Source organism: Gellertiella sp. DMC107, from assembly GCF_056313605.1.
On the sequence record NZ_JBQUZZ010000001.1, the window covers coordinates 496051 to 517797 of the forward strand.

Below are 21747 nucleotides of genomic sequence, written 5' to 3' on the forward strand. Positions count from 1 at the left end.
CGGGGCAACAGCATTTTGTACAGGGTGTAACCGTGCATCCCGCAGATGAAGCGGGACCGGTCCACTCACCAGTCCATCACCACCTTGCCGGAATTACCGGAGCGCATGGCTTCGAATCCGTCGCGGAAATCGTCGATGGAGATGCGGTGGGTGATCAGCGGGGAAAGATCGAGCCCGCCCTGCACGAAGGCGATCATCTTGTACCAGGTCTCGAACATCTCGCGGCCATAGATGCCCTTGAGATGCAGCATCTTGAAGATGACCTTGTTCCAGTCGATGCCGAACCCTTCCGGCGCGATGCCGAGGATGGCGATCTTGCCGCCATTGTTCATGGTATCGATCATGGAGCGGAAGGCCGGCGGCGCGCCGGACATCTCGAGGCCGACGTCGAAGCCTTCCTTCATGCCGATCTCGCGCATCACGTCCTCGAGCTTCTGCGAGGAGGCGTCGACCACGTGATCGATCCCGCATTTGCGGGCCAGTTCGAGCCGGACGGGATTGATGTCGGTGATCACAACCTTGCGCGCACCGGCACGCTTGGCGACCATGGCCCCCATGATGCCGATCGGCCCCGCACCCGTCACCAGCACGTCCTCGCCGACGCAGTCGAAGGAAAGCGCGGTGTGGACCGCATTGCCGAAGGGATCGAAGATCGCGGCGATCTCATCCGGCACATCCTCCGGAATGGGCACCACATTGGCTTCCGGAATGCAGACGAATTCGCCGAAGGAGCCCGGACGGTTGACCCCGACGCCCAGCGTGTTGCGGCAGAGATGCCCGCGTCCCGCCCGGCAGTTGCGACACTTGCCGCAAACGATGTGGCCTTCGCCGGAAACCCTCTCGCCGACGTGATACTTGGTCACCGATGAGCCGATCTCGGCAATCTCGCCCACGAATTCATGGCCGACGACCATGGGCACGGGAATGGTTTTCTGCGCCCACTGGTCCCAGTTCCAGATATGGACGTCGGTGCCGCAGATCGCGGATTTCTTCACGCGGATCAGCACATCGTTCGGGCCGACGTCAGGCACGGGTACGCGTTCCATCCACAACCCCGTCTCGGACTTTGCCTTCACCAGTGCGCGCATCATGTTGGTCATGCCATTGATCCTTCTTGAAATTCATTCGGGGGAAGGTCGACCGTGCCGGCCCCTCATCCGGCTGCCCCAAACCGCCTCTCGCCAGCGGGGAGAGGGTCCGGCAGGGGGTCAGTGCAACCCGTGCGGCGCTCAGATTACGCCGAGCTCCCTGCCGACCTCCGCAAACACCGAGATCGCCCGTTCCACATCGGCCCGGCTGTGAGCGGCGGACATCTGCGTGCGGATGCGGGCCTGCCCCCGCGGGACGACCGGGAAGAAGAAGCCCACGACATAGATGCCCTTCTCGAGCATGCGCGCCGCAAAATCCTGTGCGAGCTTCGCATCGCCCAGCATCACCGGAATGATCGGATGCCCCTCGCCCGCAAGCGTGAAACCGAGCTTGGTCATTTCGGAGCGGAAGAGATTGGCATTGTCCGTCAGCCGCTGGCGCAGCGCATCGCCGTTATCGATGATGTCGAAGACCTTGAGCGAAGCGGCCGCAATGACCGGCGCGAGCGTGTTCGAGAAGAGATAGGGGCGCGAGCGCTGGCGCAGCCAGTCGATCACCTCAGCCTTGCCGGACGTGTAACCGCCCGACGCGCCGCCGAGTGCCTTGCCGAGCGTGCCGGTGATGATGTCCACCCGGCCCTCGACCCCGCAATATTCTGCCGAACCGCGCCCGTGCTTGCCGACGAAGCCCACCGCATGGCTGTCATCCACCATGACCATCGCGCCATATTTCTCGGCGAGATCGCACACACCCTTCAGGTTGGCGATGATGCCATCCATGGAAAAGACGCCATCGGTGGCAATGAGCTTGAAACGGCTGCCCTCGGCCTTCTTCAGCTCCTCTTCCAGCGCGGTCATGTCATTATTGGCATAGCGGAAGCGCTTCGCCTTCGAGAGCCTGACCCCATCGATGATCGAGGCATGGTTCAGCGCATCGGAAATGATCGCATCCTCCTCGCCGAGCAGCGTCTCGAACAGACCGCCATTGGCATCGAAGCAGGAGGAATAGAGGATCGTGTCCTCCAGACCGAGGAAGGACGAGATCCGGGCCTCGAGCTGCTTGTGCTCTTCCTGCGTGCCGCAGATGAAGCGGACCGACGCCATGCCGTAGCCGTAGCGGTCGAGCGCCCGCTTGGCCGCGTCGGCGATTTCTTCATTGTCGGCAAGGCCGAGGTAATTGTTGGCACAGAAATTCAGCACCTCCCGCCCATCGGCCGTGCGGATGGCGCCGGCCTGCTTGGACGTGATCACCCGCTCGTTCTTGTAAAGACCGTTTTCCTTCAATCCGGCAATTTCAGCGCGCAAATGGCTCAAAAAGGCTTGGGTCATGTCAAAAAGCTCCGGCTCTTGCGGTCATATTCACGGGGGAACCACCAGAACCCCCTCATTTCGTGGCGCGACCCTAGCATGAATGCCCCACGCAAATACAAGCCACCGCGGCGAAGCGCACCGTGAAAATGTCGTTTTCAGCATGTTTTCGCCTGTGGATGCGACAGGCATGAACGATTGCGAAAGCGGGCATTTCCCCCTACTTCTAATATGTCGGATAATTGAAAGACCATAGTCGCGACGCGTGGGAGGAAGCCATGTTGCAGGGATTGATGATGGACAGGCCGCTGCTGGTCAGCGGCATTCTGGAGCATGCGGCAAGGGCCTATCCGGACAGCATGGTGATTTCCGCCAATGCAGCGGGCGAGCGGAGCCGCTATAGCTTTGCCGAAATCCATCGACGAGTACATCAACTCGCCCATGCACTGGTAAAGCTGGGCGTGAAGCCCGGTGACCGGGTGGCGACGATGGCATTCAACAGCAACCGGCATCTGGAGCTGTACTATGCGACAGCGGGGATCGGGGCTGTCTGCCACACCATCAACCCGCGCCTTTTTCCTGACCAGATCGGCTGGATTGCCAATCACGCGGAAGACACGCTGCTGTTCTTCGATACGGTCCTGACACAACAGGTCGCAGCGCTTGTGCCCACCCTGCCGAAGGGCATCCGCCTGGTCGCGCTTGCCGATGGACCGCTCCCCACAGACGCGCCGGCGGGCACGCTCGATTACGAAACCCTGCTCGCAGCGGAAGCGGACGGTGAAGCCTATCTTTGGCCGGATTTCCCGGAAAACACCGCCTGCACCCTTTGCTATACATCCGGCACCACGGGCAATCCGAAAGGTGTCCTCTATAGCAATCGCTCGCAAATACTGCATGCCTTCGGCGAGATCCTGGCCTTCTACGGGATGTTCGGACAGGAAAGGCGTGTTCTCGCCGTTGTGCCGCTCTTCCATGTGAATGCCTGGGGCCTTCCCTATTCCTGCCTCCTCACCGGCACCTCGATGGTTTTGCCCGGCCCGAGACTGGATGGCGTTTCAGTTTTCAGGCTGATGGACGAGGAAGGTGTCACCACGAATTTCGGGGTTCCCACCATCTGGGGCACCATTATGGAGGAAGTGCGCAAGGAGGGTCGCAAGCCGGGCGCACTGGAATTCGGCGTGGTCGGTGGCTCCGCCCTGACCGCACCGCTCCTGAAGAGCATGGAAGAATATGGAATCCGTGCCGTACAGGGCTGGGGAATGACCGAGACCAGCCCTGTATCGACCTCCACTACGGCCGACATCATCAAGGGGCCGGCGGACGCCAACCGGCGCAAACTCAGGCAGGGCGTTCCCACCTGGACGACCGAGCTGAAGCTGGTGGACGACAACGGGGAGCGCCTGCCCTCTGACGGCGTATCGCGCGGGGATCTGCTGATCCGCTGCCCTTTCGTGGCTTCGGCATATTACAACGATCCGGCGGCCACCGCTGCCGCCTTCGATTCCGAGGGCTGGTTCCGCACCGGGGATGTCTCGGTGATCCATCCGACCGGCGAGATGGAAATCGTCGACCGGTCCAAGGACCTGATCAAATCGGGTGGCGAATGGATATCCTCGCTCGAACTGGAAGCCGTGACACTGACCTGCCCGGGCGTGGCAGCCGCAGCAGCCATCGCGGTCAATCACCCGAAATGGTCGTAAAGGCCCCTGCTCTGCGTGGTCAAGACCCCGGATTCCGCCGTATCCCCGGAGATCATCCGCCAGCATATTGCCGAGCACATGGCCAAGTGGCAGGTGCCCGATGATGTGGTTTTCATCGATGCCTTGCCGATGACGGCCACAGGCAAGATTTCCAAACTCACGCTGCGCGAACGCTTCCGGGATTTTTACGCCGGCGCCTGATGCCCCTCAGTGGCCGCCCGAGCCCGTGGCGGCCCCTTTCACCCGGCCCGAGAGAATGCCGAAGCCATCGATGATCGCATCCTGGTTTTCGAGGCGCAGCCCTTCCAGATGAACCTCGTGCAGCGCATTCATCAGCCGGTCTACCCGCTCCGCATCCTCGGCTTCCGTTGCCTCTGCGATCTCCCGCTCCAGCTCGATCTTGTGCCAGCGAAGCGCCTTGGTGCGCTTGTGCAGCGCCATGGCCTGGTTATAGCCCTCGCGGGCATCTTCCGGCGCCGCCTCTTCCGTGGCGGTCCACAGACGGGCATTGCGGATCTGCTGGTCGAGCGCCTTGATCAGCGGCGCGAAGCCCTGCGTCTCCAGCTTCTCGATCAGATAGGTGCGCGAGAGATGATGCCCGGCATGGGCTGCCTCGCCGATCAGCGCCGACCAGAGCTTCTGCAGGTCGCGATGGCTGAAATCGATATGGGCGATATCATCATAATCCTCGCGCAGGAGCTGCGGATGGTTGACCACCGTCAGCGCCAGCACCGCTTCGCGCAGCTTCGGCTGGTCACTGTTTCCCCGCACGAGGCCGGAACTGGTCAGCCGGTCGGATACGACGCCGGTTCCGGCCGCCTGCGGCCCCAGTGCCGGCTGGCCCGGCCCGCCCCGGCCGCCATTTCGACCGCCCGAGCCCCGGCCACCCCGCTGCGGCTGCCGGTTTGGCGATGCGGCCTGGAAGAAGGCATTCAGGCGGTCACGAATATCCTGCTGATAATGACGGCGCACGTTTTCGTCGGCAATGACGGCCACGATCTGCTTCAGCCGGGCTTCGAGTTCCGCCCGCTTTTCCGGTGTATCGAAAGCAGCCCCGGCCGTTTCGCGCGACCAGAGCATTTCGGCCAGCGGTCTCGCCTGATCCATGACCCGGTCGAAGGGTTCGCGGCCATCGTGGCGGACCAGATCGTCCGGGTCCTTGCCATCCGGCAGGAGCGCAAAGCGCACGGAACGTCCGGGCTTCAGATGCGGCAAGGCCAGATCCACCGCCCGGTTGGCGGCGCGTATACCGGCGCCATCCCCATCGAAGCAAAGCACCGGCTGGCTGGTCATCTTCCAGAGCAGGTCCAGCTGGTTTTCCGTCAGTGCCGTGCCGAGCGGCGCAACCGCATTCTGCACGCCCGCCTGATGCAAGGCGATAACATCCATATAGCCTTCGACGGCGATGATCGTACCTGCCCCGTCAGCCCCCTGCGACGCGCGGCGGGCACGGGCGAAATTGTAGAGCACATTGCCCTTGTGAAAGAGCTCCGTCTCGTTGGAATTCAGATACTTGGCCGGCGCATCCTTGGACATGGCGCGCCCGCCGAAGGCAATCACCTTCTCCCGGGCCGAGAGGATCGGGAACATGATGCGGTCGCGGAACCGGTCATAGGAGACTGGAATATCCGGACCATGCACCACCAGTCCGCAGGCCTCGATCTGCTCGCGCGGGATCCCCTTGCCCGCGAGAAACTCCTTCAGCGCATTGCGGCTGTCGGGCGCAAAGCCCAGCCGAAAGGTCTCGATCGTGCGGCCGCTGAGGCCGCGCTCGCGCAGATAGGCGCGTGCGCGGGCACCCTGCGCGGTCTGCAGCTGGTCTTCGAAGAAGCGGGTGGCCAGCTCCATCACGTCAAGCAGCGAGGTCCGTTCCTTCTCGCGGCGCTCCGCCTGCGGATCGGGCTGCGGCAGGGCGACACCGGCGAGATCGGCAATCTGCTGGACCGCCTCCGGAAAACTCAGGCCTTCGAGATCGGTCAAAAAGCGGAAGTGATCGCCCGACACGCCGCATCCGAAGCAATGGTAACGGCCCTTGCGATCCTCGCAGTGAAAGCTCGGCGATTTCTCACCGTGGAAAGGGCAACAGGCCCAGTAATCCCCGCGCGAGGCATTGGTCTTCTTCCGGTCCCAGGTCACGCGCTTCCCGATCACGTCCGATATGGGAACGCGGTCTCGGATCTCGTCCAGGAATGTGTTGGAAAAACGCATCGGCACCTCGGCAGTTGAGGCCATCATATAGGCCGCGCAGCCCCGACGCACCAGAAAAGCGGCAGCCGTTCTACCCACTATTCACACGGCAGCTTTTATTTTAGTCTAATCTTATTTTCGAATCACTTGACAAAAAGCCCTTTCCGTCCAACTATATGGATATACTGGATGATCGTGGACGATCCGCAATTTTCGGGTTTCGACTGGGATGAGGATAAGCGGCAACGCAACCTCCAAAAGCACGGCATAGACTTCCTGAGGGCGATTTACCTCTTGCAATCGTCCCACGCGGTTTTGTCATCGTTACGTGCAAACGAGCAGCGATACCGCGCCATATGCCCGACGCCAGATGGCTTTGTGACGATCATTTACACCATGCGTGGAACCACGTGCCGCATCATTTCTGCGAGAAAGGCTCACCGAAGTGAAAGACGAAAATATCAGGCGCTACACGATTGAAGAGATCGAAGCCATGATCGCCCGCGGCGAGGACAGAACCGACTGGGCGCGCGTGCGCGCCATGACGGACGAAGAGATCGAAGCCGCGATCAAGGACGATCCAGATGAAGAAGGCTTCGATGATGAAAATTCCGAGTGGGTCTGGGTTGTGCCCCGCACAAAGGCCAACCTGGACAAGGCGGGATAAGCGCGCCCCTGCCGAAGCCGCTGTGGCAACATGCGCGTGAAAAGCGGCCACGCGCCGCACTATTCCCCTGCAGTGTGGCGGGCTGGACCGCCACACTCCCATCCGGGCATCATCAGCCGAGCAGGCTCTTCACCATGCCCGATGCCTTGCCGAAATCCATCTGGCCGGCATAGGCCGCGCGCAAGGCTGCGATGACCTTGCCCATGTCCTTGATGCCGGATGCGCCGGTTTCCGCAATCGTCTTCTCGATGGCAGCGCGGGTTTCCTCTTCGGAAAGCTGCTTCGGCATGAAGGCTGCGATGGCGGCAATTTCCTGCCGCTCCTTTTCAGCCAGTTCCGGCCGCGCGTTCTGCTCGTAGATCTTGGCCGATTCCTCGCGCTGCTTGATGAGCTTCGCCATCAACTGCAGGATTTCGCCATCGGCGAGCGGCTCCTTGCCTGCGGTGCGCTGGGCAATGTCCTGGTCCTTGATCGCGGACTGGATGAGACGGATGGTGGAAAGCCGGAGCGAGTCCTTTGCCTTCATGGCTTCCTTGAGGGCAGCGGTCAGTGCGTCGCGCATGGTGGTCTCCTTCGGCGCCGGAAAAGGCGCGGAACATCAGGGATTCTTTACGTGCCCCTTACATAGGCGGCTGCTTGCGGGACCGCAAGCGCCGCGCTCCAGCGGAGCGACCTGCTTTTCCCGGCGAATAAGTCGGTTTCTGAAGGATAAATGCGGGATCTGCGATTGACCCCCGGTCCCGATATGACTATCTACCGTCACCTGCACGAAAATCGGCATCAGGCGCATCACCCGCGGATCATTCCGCGCGCCCCGACACGCGCATTTTCCTGCGACCACACCGAAAAGGGCTGACTTTGCCGTTTCCTCCCGAACGGCGCGAAGCGGCCGGAAAGGGACGAAATGACCGCGACAGCCCCCTGGACCACTCCCAAGCACACTGCCATGCTCGTTCTCGCCGATGGCACCGTCATCGAAGGCAAGGGCATCGGCGCCACCGGCAAGGTGCAGGCTGAAGTCTGCTTCAACACCGCGCTGACGGGCTATGAGGAAATTCTGACGGACCCGTCCTATCTCGGCCAGATCGTCACCTTCACTTTCCCCCATATCGGCAATGTCGGCGCCAACGAGGAAGATATCGAAGACCTGACGCCCGCCGCCCGCCACGGCGCCGTCGGCGTGATCTTCAAGGCCGATATCACCGATCCGTCCAATTACCGCGCCCTGAAGCATCTCGACGCCTGGCTGAAGGCCCGCGGCGTGATCGGCCTCTGCGGCATCGATACCCGCGCACTCACCGCCTGGATCCGTGAGAACGGCATGCCGAATGCGGTCATCGCCCATGACCCGAACGGTGTCTTCGACATCGAAACCCTGAAGGCGGAAGCCAAGGCCTGGAGCGGTCTCGAAGGTCTCGACCTCGCCAAGGTCGCCACATCAGGCCAGTCCTCGACCTGGACGGAAAAGCCCTGGGTCTGGAACGAGGGCACCGCGACCCTCGGTGAGACGGATGCCGCCTATCACATCGTCGCCATGGATTTCGGCGTGAAGCGCAACATTCTGCGCCTCTTTGCCGGCCTCGGCTGCAAGGTCACGGTCGTTCCCGCCACCACCTCTGCCGAAGAAGTGCTGGCCATGCAGCCGGATGGCATCTTCCTCTCCAACGGCCCGGGTGACCCGGCGGCGACAGGGGAATATGCAGTTCCGGTGATCCGCAAGCTGATCGACAGCGGCCTGCCGCTCTTCGGTATCTGCCTCGGCCACCAGATGCTCGGCCTCGCGCTCGGCGCAAAGACATCCAAGATGCATCAGGGTCATCATGGCGCGAACCACCCGGTCAAGGATCACACGACCGGCAAGGTGGAAATCGTTTCCATGAACCACGGCTTCGCGGTGGATTCGAACAGCCTGCCTGAAGGCGTGGAAGAGACCCACGTTTCGCTCTTCGATGGCACCAATTGCGGCCTTCGCCTCGTCGGCAAGCCGGTCTTCTCGGTGCAGCATCACCCGGAGGCCTCGCCGGGCCCGCAGGACAGCCATTATCTCTTCCGCCGCTTCATCAATCTGGTGCGCGCGAAGAAAGGCGAACCGGCTCTCGCCGAACGCTGAACCGACAGGGGAAGCCCACGAAAAAGCCCGCTCGAGCGGGCTTTTTTATTGGGTTTGTTCTGAAGCCGTCAGGCGAAAGCCGCCCGCTCCCGTTGCACCAGAAGGTAGAAGCGGGTGCAGAGGAAGACACAGGCCGACCCCAGTCCCATCAGGAAGCCGATCCAGACGCCGAGCTCCCGATAGCCGAGCGTGAAGGCGAAGATCCAGGCCAGCCCGAATCCGATGGGCCAATACGCAATCAGCGCCAGAACCATCGGAACGCTCGCATCCTTCAGACCGCGCAACAGGCCGCTGGCAATCGCCTGGATGCTGTCGACCATCTGGAAGATACCGGCGACGATAATCAGCCGCGAGGCGATTTCCAGCAGTTGCGGGGTCTCGGGGCTTTCCGCGTTCACATAGAAGCGCGCGAAGAAAACCGGGTCGAAGGCGAGCATCGCTCCGCCGACGGCCGCGATCAGCCCGGCGATGATGAGAACGGTGACCGCAGCCCGAACCAGCCCGGGCACGTCACCCCGGCCATGGGCAATGCCGACCCGCACGGTCGCCGCCTGCGACAGCCCGAGCGGAATCATGAAGGCAATGGAGGCAAGCTGCAACGAGATGCCGTGCGCGGCCAGTTCCAGCGTCCCGATCGATCCGACCATCAGCGAGGCCGCAGAAAACAGGCTCACTTCCGCCAGCACGGTGATACCGATCGGCAGGCCGAGCTTGATCACTTCGAACAGCGCATGCCAGTCCGGGCGCCAGAAGCGGACGAACAGCTCGTATTTCCGCGTCTCGATCAGCTGTATGTAGGCGATCAGCACCATAAGCCCGATCGACTGGATAAAGACATTCACATAGGCTGCACCATGCATGCCCATTTTCGGAAAGCCGAAATGGCCCAGCACCAGCGCATAGGCAAGAAAGGCGTTGAGGACGAGCTCGCCGATCGTCACCCAGAGGATAACGCCCGCACGTCCGACGGCACTGACCAGACTGCGCAACACGAGGAAAAGCAGACCCGGAAGCATCGCAAAGGCAGCGATGCCAATGTAATCGGCAGCAAGCCGCGCGATTTCCGGCTTCTGCTTCAGGAAAAGCAGAATGGTTTCCGCGTGAAAATAGATCGGCAACACCAGCAGCCAATAGCCGATAGAGGCCCACAGGCCCATGCGAAGCGACCGGCGAATGGCCACCACTTCCCCTTGCCCGAAAGCCTGGGCAACCATGGGCATAACGGCAATGGAAATGCCGGAGCCCAGAATGAAGACGGTAAACAGGAACTGGCCGGCCAGAACCATTGCTGCGAGCTTTTCCGCGCCGAGCTGGCCGACAATGACCACATCGGTTGTATGAATACCGAGCTGTGCCAGCTGCGCACCGATGAGGGGAATACCCAGCATCAGGGTTGCCTTGATGTGGCTCACCCAGGAATTGTCCTGAAAATCGCTCTCATTGCTCGCGGCATCCACGGGGGCGTGCATGGCTGAAACCTCAAAAATAGATCGAATTCGCCGAAATTTGGCGCAAGACTGTCGGATTATGCGAAAAAGCGGGCCTGGAAAAGAAAAAATACACGTCAAGAAGCCGAATTCATCCATCGATGAATTCGGCTTATGAGAGGTGAAACTGATTCAGCGTCTCATCAGATGCGCGCTAAAGATGCGCAACCCTGCTTATATCTTGTTGCTGAACGTATCGCAGGCATTGAGGTCGCCGGTATCGAAACCGCGCTTCAGCCAACGCATGCGCTGTTCGGACGTGCCGTGGTTGAAGCTTTCAGGCACCACATAGCCCTGCGCCCGCTTCTGCAGCGTGTCGTCACCGATCTGCTTGGCCGCATTCAGCGCCGCCTCCATGTCCCCGGTTTCGACGATACCGCGCTGTTGGGCATAGCGTGCCCAGATCCCGGCGAAGCAATCCGCCTGCAGTTCGACCCGCACGGACATGCGATTGGCTTCGACCTCGCTCATGGATTGGCGCATCTTGTTGAACTTCGGGAGAATGCCGAGGAGATTCTGAACGTGATGGCCCACTTCATGGGCGATTACATAGGCATCAGCAAACTCACCCGGTGCACCGAACTTGTCGGCCAGTTCCCGGAAGAAGGCCGTATCGAGAAACACCTTGCGGTCGCCGGGGCAATAGAACGGACCGGTGGCGGCATTGGCAAATCCGCAGGCGCTGTCGGTCTCGCCGTCGAACAGGACGAGCTTCGGCTGCTCGTAGGTGTCGCCGCTCGCCTTGAAAATACCGGTCCAGGTATCTTCCGTGGTCTTGAGCACGGTCTTCACGAACACGGTCATTTCGTCATCGGCGGTGGACGAATTCTGCGACCGGGGCGCGCTCTGCTCGTAACCGGAGCCCGTATTGGACACGGAGCCACCGTCGAGCAGCTGCGTCGCATCGATGCCGAGCGCCTTCAGGATAAAGAAGAGAACGATCAGGAACAGCATCATCTTCCAGCTGCCGCCGGCAAGGCGGATGCCGCCACCGCCGCCACGGCCAAACGGACCGCCGCCCATGCCACCGCCGAGACCTCCACCCAAGCCCCCGCCCGGCCCGTTGTCGCCTCTGCGATCCTCGACATTGTCGGATTGGGGAAGGCCTCTCCACTTCATGCTGATGTCTCCCTCGCCCTTCGGCGCAATTATGGAATACAACTTTTATAGTATTATCTATAAACCCGTAAACAGTGCACCCGGACAAAAAGGCAAGGCTGGCTTGGGCTTTCGGCCGATTTTTTTGCGGCGGAGACGAAGAATTCAGGGCAAGGACCTGCACTTTCAAAGCCGGCATGGACGGCCCATGCGCGATCCGGTCGGCGGCACAGGGCTGCGTCCACAGTTTCTGCGAATTCCGGAAAATAGAGGGTTCCGTTAAGCGAAACCTTCGCCTATAAGCCCGGTCTAGCCTTTAATCAGCATAAGCAACAAGACCCGGCCGGTGACCTCCCACCCTGGCCGGTTTTTCGCGCAACGTAAGATACGACAGGACTGGACCCATGCCGAAGCGCCAAGACATCAAATCGATCCTCATCATCGGCGCGGGGCCGATTGTCATCGGTCAGGCCTGCGAGTTCGACTATTCGGGCACCCAGGCCTGCAAGGCGCTGAAGGAAGAAGGGTATCGGGTCATTCTGGTGAATTCGAACCCGGCGACCATCATGACCGATCCGGGTCTTGCGGACGCCACCTATGTGGAACCGATCACCCCGGAAGTCGTCGCCAAGATCATTGCCAAGGAGCGACCCGACGCGCTTCTGCCGACCATGGGTGGCCAGACCGCGCTGAACACCGCGCTTTCGCTGAAGCGCATGGGCGTTCTCGAACGCTACAATGTAGAGATGATTGGCGCGAAGCCCGCCGCCATCGACAAGGCCGAAGACCGCGCCCTCTTCCGCGAGGCCATGGCTAAGATCGGCCTCGAAACGCCGAAGTCCATGCTGGCCAACGCCACCGACATCAAGGATCAGGACCGCAAGGCGCATGAAGCCCGCCGTCAGGAGCTGAAAGCCGCCATGAGCGGCGCGGAGCTGGACAAGGCGCTCGACGCTCTGGAAAACCAGTGGAATCTCGGCGAAACCGACCGCAAGCAGCGTTATATGAGCCATGCCATGGCGATTGCCGCCCAGGCGCTGGATCATGTGGGCCTGCCGGCCATCATCCGCCCGTCCTTTACGCTCGGCGGCACCGGCGGCGGCATTGCCTATAACCGGTCGGAATTCTTCGAGATCGTCTCCGGCGGTCTCGATGCATCGCCCACCACCGAAGTGCTGATCGAGGAATCGGTGCTCGGCTGGAAGGAATATGAAATGGAAGTGGTTCGCGACAAGGCGGACAACTGCATCATCATCTGCTCCATCGAGAACATCGATCCGATGGGCGTGCATACGGGCGATTCCATCACCGTCGCGCCGGCGCTGACGCTGACGGACAAGGAATACCAGATCATGCGCAACGCCTCGATTGCGGTGCTGCGCGAGATCGGCGTGGAAACCGGCGGCTCGAACGTGCAGTTCGCCGTCAACCCGAAGGATGGCCGCCTCGTGGTCATCGAAATGAACCCGCGCGTGTCGCGCTCCTCCGCGCTGGCTTCGAAGGCCACCGGCTTCCCGATCGCCAAGATCGCGGCGAAGCTCGCCATCGGCTACACGCTGGACGAGCTGGAGAACGACATCACCGGCGGCGCGACGCCCGCCTCCTTCGAACCGTCCATCGACTACGTGGTCACCAAGATCCCGCGCTTTGCCTTCGAGAAGTTCCCGGGCGCCGAGCCGACGCTGACCACCGCCATGAAGTCGGTCGGTGAAGTCATGGCCATCGGCCGCACCTTTGCCGAATCGCTGCAGAAGGCGCTGCGCGGCCTCGAAACCGGCCTGACCGGCCTCGACGAGATCGAGATCCCCGGCCTCGGCCAGGGCGACGACAAGAATGCCATCCGCGCCGCCATCGGCACGCCGACGCCGGACCGCCTGCGCATGGTCGCCCAGGCCCTTCGCCTCGGCATGAGCGAGGACGAGGTGCATCAGGGCTGCAAGATCGACCCGTGGTTCATCGCCCAGCTGAAGGCCATCGTCGACATGGAAGTGCGCATCCGCGAGCACGGCCTGCCGGAAGATGCCGAGAACCTGCGCATGCTGAAGGCCATGGGCTTCTCCGATGCCCGCCTTGCAACCCTGACCGGCAAGCGCCCGAAGGAAGTGGCGGAACTCCGCAACGCGCTGGACGTTCGCCCCGTCTTCAAGCGCATCGATACCTGCGCTGCCGAATTCGCTTCGCCGACCGCCTACATGTATTCGACCTACGAGACGCCCTTTGCCGGCGCGACCCGCTCCGAAGCCCAGATTTCCGACCGCAAGAAGGTCGTCATCCTCGGCGGCGGCCCGAACCGCATCGGCCAGGGCATCGAATTCGATTATTGCTGCTGCCATGCCGCCTTCGCGCTGAAGGAAGCGGGCTATGAAGCGATCATGATCAACTGCAACCCGGAAACCGTCTCGACCGACTACGATACGTCGGATCGCCTCTATTTCGAGCCGCTGACCGCCGAAGACGTCATCGAAATCATGAAGGCCGAGCAGACCAACGGCACGCTGCATGGCGTGATCGTGCAGTTCGGCGGCCAGACGCCGCTGAAGCTCGCCGAGGCGCTCGAGAAGAACGGCATCCCGATCCTCGGCACCGCGCCCGACATGATCGACCTTGCGGAAGACCGCGACCGCTTCCAGAAGCTGCTGATGAAGCTCGATCTGGCCCAGCCGAACAATGGCATTGCCTATTCGGTCGAGCAGGCCCGCCTTGTCGCCTCCGAAATCGGCTTCCCGCTGGTGGTGCGCCCGTCCTATGTTCTGGGTGGCCGCGCCATGCAGATCATCCATTCGGAAAGCCAGCTCCAGACCTATCTGCTCGACACGGTTCCGGAACTCGTTCCCGAGGACATCAAGCAGCGCTACCCGAACGACAAGACCGGCCAGATCAACACGCTGCTCGGCAAGAACCCGCTGCTCTTCGACAGCTACCTGACCAACGCCACCGAAGTGGACGTGGATGCGCTCTGCGACGGCGAAAGCGTATTCGTCTCCGGCATCATGGAGCATATCGAGGAAGCCGGCATCCACTCGGGTGACTCGGCCTGCTCGCTGCCGCCGCGCACGCTCGGCAAGGACGTGATCGAGGAGCTGGAACGCCAGACGGTGGCGCTGGCCAAGGCGCTGAAGGTCGGCGGCCTGATGAACGTGCAATATGCCATCAAGGACGGCACGATCTATGTGCTGGAAGTGAACCCGCGTGCCTCGCGCACCGTGCCCTTCGTCGCCAAGACCATCGGCGCGCCGATTGCCAAGATCGCCGCTCGCATCATGTCCGGCGAAAAGCTCGATGCGGCCATCGGGGTCTATGGCGAAAAGCCCGATCCGAAGAATCTCAAGCATATCGCCGTCAAGGAAGCCGTCTTCCCCTTCGCCCGCTTCCCCGGCGTCGACACGCTGCTGGGCCCGGAAATGCGTTCGACCGGTGAAGTCATCGGCCTCGACACCGATTTCGCGCTGGCCTTTGCCAAGTCGCAGCTCGGCGCCGGCGTCGACCTGCCGCGCGAAGGCACGGTCTTCGTCTCCGTGCGTGACGAGGACAAGGAGCGCGTGCTGCCCGCCATCGAGATCCTGACCGGCATCGGCTTCAAGGTTCTGGCGACTGGCGGCACCGCCCGCTTCCTGGCCGAAAAGGGTATCGAGGCCACTAAGATCAACAAGGTTCTGGAAGGCCGCCCGCATATCGAGGACGCGATCCGCAACCGTCAGGTCCATCTGGTCATCAACACCACCGATGGCACCAAGGCGCTCTCGGACTCCAAATCGCTCCGCCGCGCCACCCTGATGCAGAAGGTGCCCTACTACACCACCATGGCCGGCGCCCAGGCCGCAGCGGAAGCCATCCGCGCGCTGAAGGCCGGCAGCCTCGAGGTCCGACCGCTGCAGAGCTACTTCTGATCCAGACCTGGTTTCGACGAACACTCCGATCCGCCGCTCCGCAAGGGGCGGCGGATTTTGTTTGTGAACCCCTGCGGCCCACAATCGCTCGTCAGTGAAAAAGCGCTTTCAGCCGGACACTCCGTAAGCCCTTGACGCGCAGTCCCGGACCCTATATTTAACCGATAGGATAATTAACTTTCCGGTTAAACGATGAACATCAGCGATCCACTCAGCGAGACGTTTGCGGCATTGGCTGATCCCACCCGGCGGGCCATCCTCGCGCGGCTTTCGAGGGGCGAGGCAACGGTCAACGAACTGGCCGAACCTTTCGACATGTCGCTGCCTGCCGTTTCCAAGCATCTGAAGGTTCTGGAACGGGCCGGTCTCATTTCCCGTGGCCGCACGGCCCAATGGCGCCCCTGCCGTCTGGAGACAGAACCGCTCCGGATGCTGGACGGCTGGCTGCAGGAATACCGGATCATCTGGGAAGACCGTTTCGACCGCCTCCAGTCCTATCTCGATCACCTGCAGAATGAGAGCGCGCAAAATGACGACCCGAATCGATAATCCTTTGGAAATTCTCTCCAGCCGCGTCTTTCCGGTGTCGGTCCCCAGGCTCTACTCCGCCTTTGCGGACCCCTCGCTTCTGGAGCGCTGGTGGGGGCCGGATGGCTTCACCAACCGCGTCACCCGCTTCGATCTGAAGCCCGGCGGGGAATGGCACATCACCATGACCAATTCCGACGGGCAGGATTTTCACAATCGCTGCACCTTCGAGATCGTAGAACCGGGAAGCCGGATTTTATACGTCCATCACGAGCCCATGCATGTCTTCACCATGGACATGCAATTCGCCACCGCGGGTGAAGAAGCACGCCTGACCTGGCGCATGCATTTCGAGCGCAACCGCGAAAACCTCGAGATCAGGAAATTCATAGCCGTTGCCAACGAGCAGAACTTCGACCGTCTTGGTCAGGTGCTCGCCACTTTGGGAGATCATTGAAACATGAATGAGGAACAGCAAAAGGCGCTCACCCTCGAAATCAGTCGCGTGCTCACCGCGCCGCGCGCGCTGGTTTTCGAGGTTTTCACGACGCCCGGACACATCGACACATGGTGGGGCCCGAACGGTTTTCGCAACGAGACCCATGCGATGGATTTCCGCATCGGCGGGTTGTGGCATTACACCATGCACGGACCCGATGGCAAAGCCTGGCCGAACTGGATTCGCTACACGCTGATCGAGCCACCGGTGCGTCTGGTCTATGACCACGGCGGGGAACTCGACGAGCCGGCCCATTTCAAGGGCGAGATCACCTTCGAGGACCAGGGAGACCAGACGAAGGTGACCCTGCGCCTGCTCTTCCCCACCAGGGAATCGCTGGAAGGGGCCCTCGCTCACGGCGCAACCGACGGTGGCCAACAGACCCTGGCGCGACTGGATGCCTATGTCCGCGATATCAGGAACGCCCGATAGACTTTTGGCGGCGCGTCCCGGGCGCGCCGCCCCGACTACGGCTTTTCCGCCTCCGCCTTGAGCGAGGCCAGCCCCTTTTCGAAATCCGACCCGACCATACGGTCGATGTTCAGGAACACGCCGAAGATTTTGCCCATCAGCGGCTGTTTGCCGGTCATCGCCCATTCCACATCCGTCCGGCCATCCCGGGCGCTGAGCATGAAGGCGACGATGTTTTCCGTCTCGATGGGTTTCTTGAACACCAGCCGTATTGCCAGCCGGCTCCACGGAACAGCCTCTCTTATCTCCATGCGGCCCGCGCCCACATCGTCATTGCCGCTCCATTCATAGACGGCGCCCACACCCGTTTCGGGACCGGAGAACGAGCGGCGCATGCCGGGGTCCTTTCCCTCCCAGGGCGACCATTTGTTCCACTGACGAAAACTGACGAGCAGGGCATAGACCTTTTCAGGCGGCGCATTGATGGTGGTCTGGCGGACGATTGAAAAATCATCCGGCTGCAGCGAAGCAAAGCCGACCAGCAGAGCGATGGCCAAGCCAAGGATGGCCAGCGCGATCTTGAAGATCCTGAACATAGATTCCCCCGTATGACAAGCAGCGGACCTTGCAACTCAAAATAGGTTGCGCATGCTCCCCAGCGGTCCACGCCTGCCGTAGCATCTTGGCTCCGGCTTTGCCGATTGTCAAAAGGCAGACACAACCGGCTGGGGAGGCCTGTCAAATTTTCTGGATATTCATTTGCCGGTTCTGCTATAAGCCTTGCTTCGTGACTGTGGCATGGTTCCGAGGCAACGCTTCGGGACCTGTTTTCTTTTGTGTCCGCGCGACCGCGGCATAAAGCTGAAGGACAAGGAAATGGTCGAAAAAGTACCGATGACCCAGGGTGGCTTCGTCAAGCTTCAGGAAGAACTGCGCTGGCGCCAGCAGGAAGAGCGGCCGCGCATCATCGAAGCGATTTCCGAAGCCCGCGCCCATGGCGATCTCTCGGAAAATGCCGAATACCACGCGGCCAAGGAAGCGCAGAGCCACAATGAGGGCCGCGTTGGCGAGCTGGAAGACCTGATCGCCCGCGCCGAAGTGATTGACCTCTCGAAGATGTCGGGCTCCAAGGTCAAGTTCGGCGCCAAGGTCAAGCTGGTCGATGAGGACACGGAAGAGGAAAAGGTTTACCAGATCGTCGGCGATCAGGAAGCCGACGTGAAGGCCGGCCGCATCTCCATTTCCTCTCCGATTGCGCGCGCGCTGATCGGCAAGGAAGTCGGCGACAGCATCGAGGTCGTGGCGCCCGGCGGCTCCCGCGCCTACGAAATCCTGTCGGTCTCCTGGGGCTGATGGCAGGCGTTCTGTAAAAGGCATGAAGGAGTTGGGCGTGGTCGATATCCGGGATGTTCTGGTGATCGCGCCCAATTTCAAGCGCCGGCTGTCCGGCGTGACCTCCACCATCGTGCAGCTTGCCCCGGTCCAGCATCGGCTGGGCCACCGGGTCGCAACGCTCGGCCCCGGTCTGCCGAAGGGCCTTCCCTCCATCCGTTTTTCCGATCTCTGGCAGCTGTGGCGCAAGCCGCGCGGCGCGGCAACACGCGTCTGGCACGCTCGGCGCAACAATGAGATGCTGACGGGAATCCTGCTCAAATATGGCTTGGGCATGCGGTTGAAGCTGCTCTTTACCTCGGCAGCGCAGCGCGATCACAAGCCGTTCACGAAATGGATGATCCGCCGCATGGATGCGGTGGTGGCCACCAATTCCATTTCCGGTTCGTTCCTGAAGGTGCCCTACACGGTGATCCGCCACGGGGTGGATCTCGACATATTCCATCCGCCGGAACGCCCTGACGATACCATGGCGGCAACCGGCCTGCCCGGACACTATCTCATCGGCTGTTTCGGCCGGATACGGCACCAGAAGGGCACGGATCTCTTCGTCCGCGCCATGGTCGAACTGCTGCCCGCCTATCCGGCATGGACCGCCGTGATCTGCGGCCGCGTCACGCCGGAGCACCGGGCCTTTGGCGAGGCTCTGGAGGAGATGGTGAACAAGGCGGGCTTGACCCGCCGGATCGTCTTCCAGGGCGAAGTGCCCGACATCAAGGTGTGGTACCGCCGCCTGTCGCTTTACGTGGCGCCCTCCAGAAACGAAGGCTTCGGCCTGACGCCGCTGGAAGCCATGGCGTCCCGCACACCCGTTGTCGCAACGACCGCAGGCGCCTATGCCGAGATGATCGTGCCCGGTGCCACCGGTGAGGTGGTGCCCGTCGACGACTATGAAGCGCTGAAAGCGGCGATCGAACCCTATCTCGCCGACCCCGCCCGCACGGCCCGGGCGGCGGAAGCGGCCCTCACCCATGTGCGGAGCACCTTCGCCCTGGAAAACGAGGCGAACGCCTTGAAACGCGTCTATGATCGGCTGCTCGGGCTCGCGCCCTGATCACCCGGGGCCGCGTCTGATCGCCTAAGACGCCGTATCGCCTTCCGGCACGCGGTGCGACAGGCCCGGCACATAGGCTTTCCCCTTGATCGTCCTTTGCCAGGGCTCAAAGGCCGGCCCCAGAAGATCGTGCTGCGGCTCGTCATGGAGCGTGCCGATGCCGAGAAGCGAAAGCAGCGTCCAGTCCAGCTCGTCCGTCTGATAGGGCCGGCTTTCCATTGCCCGCGCGGAGGCATCGGGATAGCCCGGCCGATTGCGCCAGAGGATCATCGGCACGGTAAAGCCCGATTCCAGCCAGAACTGGTGGCCGTGGGAGGCGGTGAGATGCCCCACATCCTGCGCATGATCGGAGAAATAGAACAGGCTCGCGTCCCCCTTCACCCGTTTCAGCCGCGTGATCGCCGAGACCAGGAGGTTATCCGTATAAAGGATCGAGTTGTCATAGGCGTCGCGCGCCTGCCGCACCCACCACCAGCGGGCGGACAGACTGTCCGAAACCGCATCCGGCCGGTGGCCGAAGACATCGAATTCCGGCGGGTAACGCAGCGCATAATCCTCATGCGACCCAAGGCCATGCAGGACGATGAGCTTGCGAGGCGCAGGATCGGCAAGCGCGGCCTCGAGCGGCGGCAGCAACTGCCCGTCCAGACTGCGGTCATGACGCCCCACCCGGCCGCGATAGACGAGCTGAAACACATCTGCCTCCCCGCCAAAGAGGATGTTCGTATAGGCGGTGCTCTGGTTGGTGAGCCAGAAGAGCTTGTAGCCCGCAGCCTTTGCCAGCGCGGGAACGCGGGGGGTCTTCCGCCACGCCGCGTCATCGCCCACATGGGCCGGCGTCAGCGCACGGGTCAGCTCCATGATCGTGTTGCCATAGGAGGAAATCACATCCCGGAAGACGACAAGCTCCGGCCGCATCGCATCCAGGCCCGGCGTGGTCTTGCGCGGATAGCCGTAAAGCGACCAGTCCCACCGGTTGGAGCTCTCGCCGATGACGAGAACCACGGTCTTTTCCTTCGGCCCGGTATAAATCGGCTGCCACTCCCCCACACGGGCGTTGGCTGCAACCCGCCATGTGTCGAGCGCCGCTTCCTCCCGCTGGAGCGCCAGCCCCTCCTGGAGGATGGAGGGCCAGAAGGCGATGGGATCGGCGCGCTCCACCACGCTGTTCCCGTGTAGCACGACCGGAAGGACAAGCATGAGCGCCCGGACCGGCAGCGCATAGACCCGTGGCAGCGCGAGGCGCGCGGGCAAGCGCCGTCATCCGGGCAAAGCTTGCCGCAAGCCAGAGTGCCAGGCCGAAAGCCGCAAGCACCCCCGCCATCTGGGGAACGACGAGGCTCGCCGCCATCTCCCGCACCTCGTTTTCCGGTGCGTGGATCAGCGCTTCGATCACCTCTCTCGATTGGGGAAGCAGCTGGTAGCGGCTGGCGAGATAGAATTCCACCCCTGCCCCGAAGGCCCAGCTGAGTGCCCAGAGCCCGTAAAGCCCGATCAGCCAGGGCTTGAGCCGCCATGGACCGAGCGAGAGCGCCATGAAGGGAAGGCCGATCAGAAGCGGCATGAGGGCAAGCGGCACGACCCGCTCGGGCGCGACGCCGGCAAGCAATCCGAGAGAGACCGCCAGCGGCAGCCAGCCGAAAGTCCTTGCCGCCTGCCACACTGCCGCCCGCATGCCCGATGTCCTCCCCAAACGAGGAAGCAGCATGTCGGATCACAATATTTTATTAAATTCTTTTATTCGAATTTAAACACGAATTTGAATCTAAACTTCCGCGAGACCCAGCCTCTTGACCTGGCGGATGGTCAGCATGGTGCGCACCGTATCCACATGTTCGTTGGCGGTCAGCACCTCGATGACGAAGTCCTGGAACTGGGTCAGGTTCTCGGCGACGCAATGCAGGAGAAAATCGCTGTCGCCGGAGACCATCCACGCCTGACGCACCAGCGGCCAGCCGGACGTGGCCTGGGCGAAGGATTTGAGATTGGTTTCAGACTGGTGCTTCAGCCCCACCATGCAGAAGGCGACCAGATCGAAACCCAGCTTCGGGCCGTTGAGCGCCGCGTGATAGCCTTCGATGACGCCCGCCTGTTCCAGCTTGCGCACCCGGCGCAGACAGGGGGGCGCGGAAATGCCCACCCGGTCGGCCAGATCCACATTGGTCATGCGGCCATCCCGCTGCAGTTCCCGCAGGATCTTGATGTCGATGGCATCCAGTTCGGCACGCAACACTTGAATCGCTCCTGCTTGTCTTCGAGACTTTATCTTGTATGAACACGCCCTCATCGCGCAAGATTGTGTCAAAGCGACGTATGATTGTTTCCCCG

General features: G+C 61.8%; 20 protein-coding genes. 11 read left to right on the plus strand and 9 right to left on the minus strand.

The genetic code is table 11. The features are described 5' to 3' along the window. Positions 1 to 65: 65 nt before the first annotated feature. Positions 66 to 1100 carry an L-threonine 3-dehydrogenase gene (tdh, locus tag ACT54B_RS02255; RefSeq protein WP_476042564.1) on the minus strand — a complete coding sequence of 345 codons (1035 nt, stop codon included), beginning with the start codon at positions 1098 to 1100 and terminating at the stop codon, positions 66 to 68. A gap of 129 nt (positions 1101 to 1229) precedes the next feature. Further along, positions 1230 to 2417, minus strand: a complete 1188-nt coding sequence (locus ACT54B_RS02260; protein WP_476042566.1) for a glycine C-acetyltransferase — start codon at positions 2415 to 2417, stop codon at positions 1230 to 1232. Between the two features lie 257 nt (positions 2418 to 2674). On the opposite strand from ACT54B_RS02260, the gene ACT54B_RS02265 reads away from it, so the two are divergent. Next, entirely contained in the window at positions 2675 to 4099 is a 1425-nt protein-coding gene (locus ACT54B_RS02265; protein WP_476042567.1) for an AMP-binding protein, read from the plus strand. A 15-nt stretch (positions 4100 to 4114) separates the two neighbouring features. Then, entirely contained in the window at positions 4115 to 4300 is a 186-nt protein-coding gene (locus ACT54B_RS02270) for an AMP-binding enzyme (protein ID WP_476042568.1), read from the plus strand. A gap of 6 nt (positions 4301 to 4306) precedes the next feature. Here the strand turns inward: ACT54B_RS02270 and dnaG are convergent, their stop codons facing one another. Then, positions 4307 to 6307 (minus strand): DNA primase, encoded by a 2001-nt coding sequence (gene dnaG / locus ACT54B_RS02275; RefSeq protein ID WP_476042570.1) that lies wholly within the window; start codon positions 6305 to 6307, stop codon positions 4307 to 4309. Positions 6308 to 6475: 168 nt separating this feature from the next. On the opposite strand from dnaG, the gene ACT54B_RS02280 reads away from it, so the two are divergent. Next, on the plus strand, positions 6476 to 6766 hold the full coding sequence (locus ACT54B_RS02280; RefSeq protein ID WP_476042571.1) for a BrnT family toxin: 291 nt from the start codon (positions 6476 to 6478) through the stop codon (positions 6764 to 6766). Continuing rightward, complete coding sequence (locus ACT54B_RS02285; protein WP_476042572.1) at positions 6732 to 6953, plus strand: hypothetical protein; 222 nt, start codon at positions 6732 to 6734, stop codon at positions 6951 to 6953. The genes ACT54B_RS02280 and ACT54B_RS02285 overlap by 35 nt, the downstream gene beginning before the upstream one ends. A 112-nt stretch (positions 6954 to 7065) precedes the next feature. Here ACT54B_RS02285 and ACT54B_RS02290 read toward each other — a convergent pair whose 3' ends face one another. Then, a complete protein-coding gene (locus ACT54B_RS02290) occupies positions 7066 to 7515 on the minus strand; it encodes a GatB/YqeY domain-containing protein (protein ID WP_476042574.1) in 450 nt (149 codons plus the stop codon). A 342-nt stretch (positions 7516 to 7857) separates the two neighbouring features. On the opposite strand from ACT54B_RS02290, the gene carA reads away from it, so the two are divergent. Then, positions 7858 to 9063, plus strand: a complete 1206-nt coding sequence (gene carA / locus ACT54B_RS02295) for a glutamine-hydrolyzing carbamoyl-phosphate synthase small subunit (protein ID WP_476042575.1) — start codon at positions 7858 to 7860, stop codon at positions 9061 to 9063. Positions 9064 to 9131: 68 nt separating this feature from the next. Here carA and ACT54B_RS02300 read toward each other — a convergent pair whose 3' ends face one another. Next, the gene (locus ACT54B_RS02300) at positions 9132 to 10532 is read right to left on the minus strand and encodes an MATE family efflux transporter (RefSeq protein ID WP_476042576.1); all 1401 of its coding nucleotides are present in this window, start codon (positions 10530 to 10532) and stop codon (positions 9132 to 9134) included. A 192-nt stretch (positions 10533 to 10724) separates the two neighbouring features. Then, the gene (ypfJ, locus tag ACT54B_RS02305; RefSeq protein WP_476042577.1) at positions 10725 to 11669 is read right to left on the minus strand and encodes a KPN_02809 family neutral zinc metallopeptidase; all 945 of its coding nucleotides are present in this window, start codon (positions 11667 to 11669) and stop codon (positions 10725 to 10727) included. Positions 11670 to 12052: 383 nt separating this feature from the next. On the opposite strand from ypfJ, the gene carB reads away from it, so the two are divergent. From carB to ACT54B_RS02325, 4 genes are all read left to right on the plus strand, one after another. Further along, positions 12053 to 15535, plus strand: coding sequence for a carbamoyl-phosphate synthase large subunit (gene carB, locus ACT54B_RS02310; RefSeq protein WP_476042579.1), 3483 nt, complete (start codon positions 12053 to 12055; stop codon positions 15533 to 15535). Positions 15536 to 15727: 192 nt separating this feature from the next. Then, positions 15728 to 16084: an ArsR/SmtB family transcription factor gene (locus ACT54B_RS02315; protein ID WP_476042581.1), complete on the plus strand. Its 357-nt coding sequence runs from the start codon at positions 15728 to 15730 to the stop codon at positions 16082 to 16084. Then, positions 16065 to 16520, plus strand: coding sequence for an SRPBCC domain-containing protein (locus ACT54B_RS02320; RefSeq protein ID WP_476042582.1), 456 nt, complete (start codon positions 16065 to 16067; stop codon positions 16518 to 16520). The genes ACT54B_RS02315 and ACT54B_RS02320 overlap by 20 nt, the downstream gene beginning before the upstream one ends. A gap of 3 nt (positions 16521 to 16523) precedes the next feature. Further along, positions 16524 to 16994, plus strand: a complete 471-nt coding sequence (locus ACT54B_RS02325; protein WP_476042584.1) for an SRPBCC family protein — start codon at positions 16524 to 16526, stop codon at positions 16992 to 16994. 35 nt (positions 16995 to 17029) lie between these two features. Here the strand turns inward: ACT54B_RS02325 and ACT54B_RS02330 are convergent, their stop codons facing one another. Next, entirely contained in the window at positions 17030 to 17569 is a 540-nt protein-coding gene (locus tag ACT54B_RS02330; RefSeq protein WP_476042586.1) for an SRPBCC family protein, read from the minus strand. Between the two features lie 280 nt (positions 17570 to 17849). Between ACT54B_RS02330 and greA the strand changes: the two genes are divergently transcribed. Both greA and ACT54B_RS02340 read left to right on the plus strand, forming a co-directional pair. Then, a complete protein-coding gene (gene greA, locus ACT54B_RS02335) occupies positions 17850 to 18326 on the plus strand; it encodes a transcription elongation factor GreA (protein WP_476042587.1) in 477 nt (158 codons plus the stop codon). Between the two features lie 37 nt (positions 18327 to 18363). Next, positions 18364 to 19419 (plus strand): glycosyltransferase family 4 protein, encoded by a 1056-nt coding sequence (locus tag ACT54B_RS02340; protein WP_476042589.1) that lies wholly within the window; start codon positions 18364 to 18366, stop codon positions 19417 to 19419. Positions 19420 to 19443: 24 nt separating this feature from the next. On the opposite strand, the gene ACT54B_RS02345 is transcribed toward ACT54B_RS02340, so the two are convergent. Both ACT54B_RS02345 and ACT54B_RS02350 read right to left on the minus strand, forming a co-directional pair. Further along, positions 19444 to 20673 carry a phosphoethanolamine transferase gene (locus tag ACT54B_RS02345; protein WP_476042590.1) on the minus strand — a complete coding sequence of 410 codons (1230 nt, stop codon included), beginning with the start codon at positions 20671 to 20673 and terminating at the stop codon, positions 19444 to 19446. Between the two features lie 511 nt (positions 20674 to 21184). Continuing rightward, a complete protein-coding gene (locus ACT54B_RS02350) occupies positions 21185 to 21652 on the minus strand; it encodes an Lrp/AsnC family transcriptional regulator (protein WP_476042592.1) in 468 nt (155 codons plus the stop codon). Positions 21653 to 21747 lie beyond the last annotated feature (95 nt).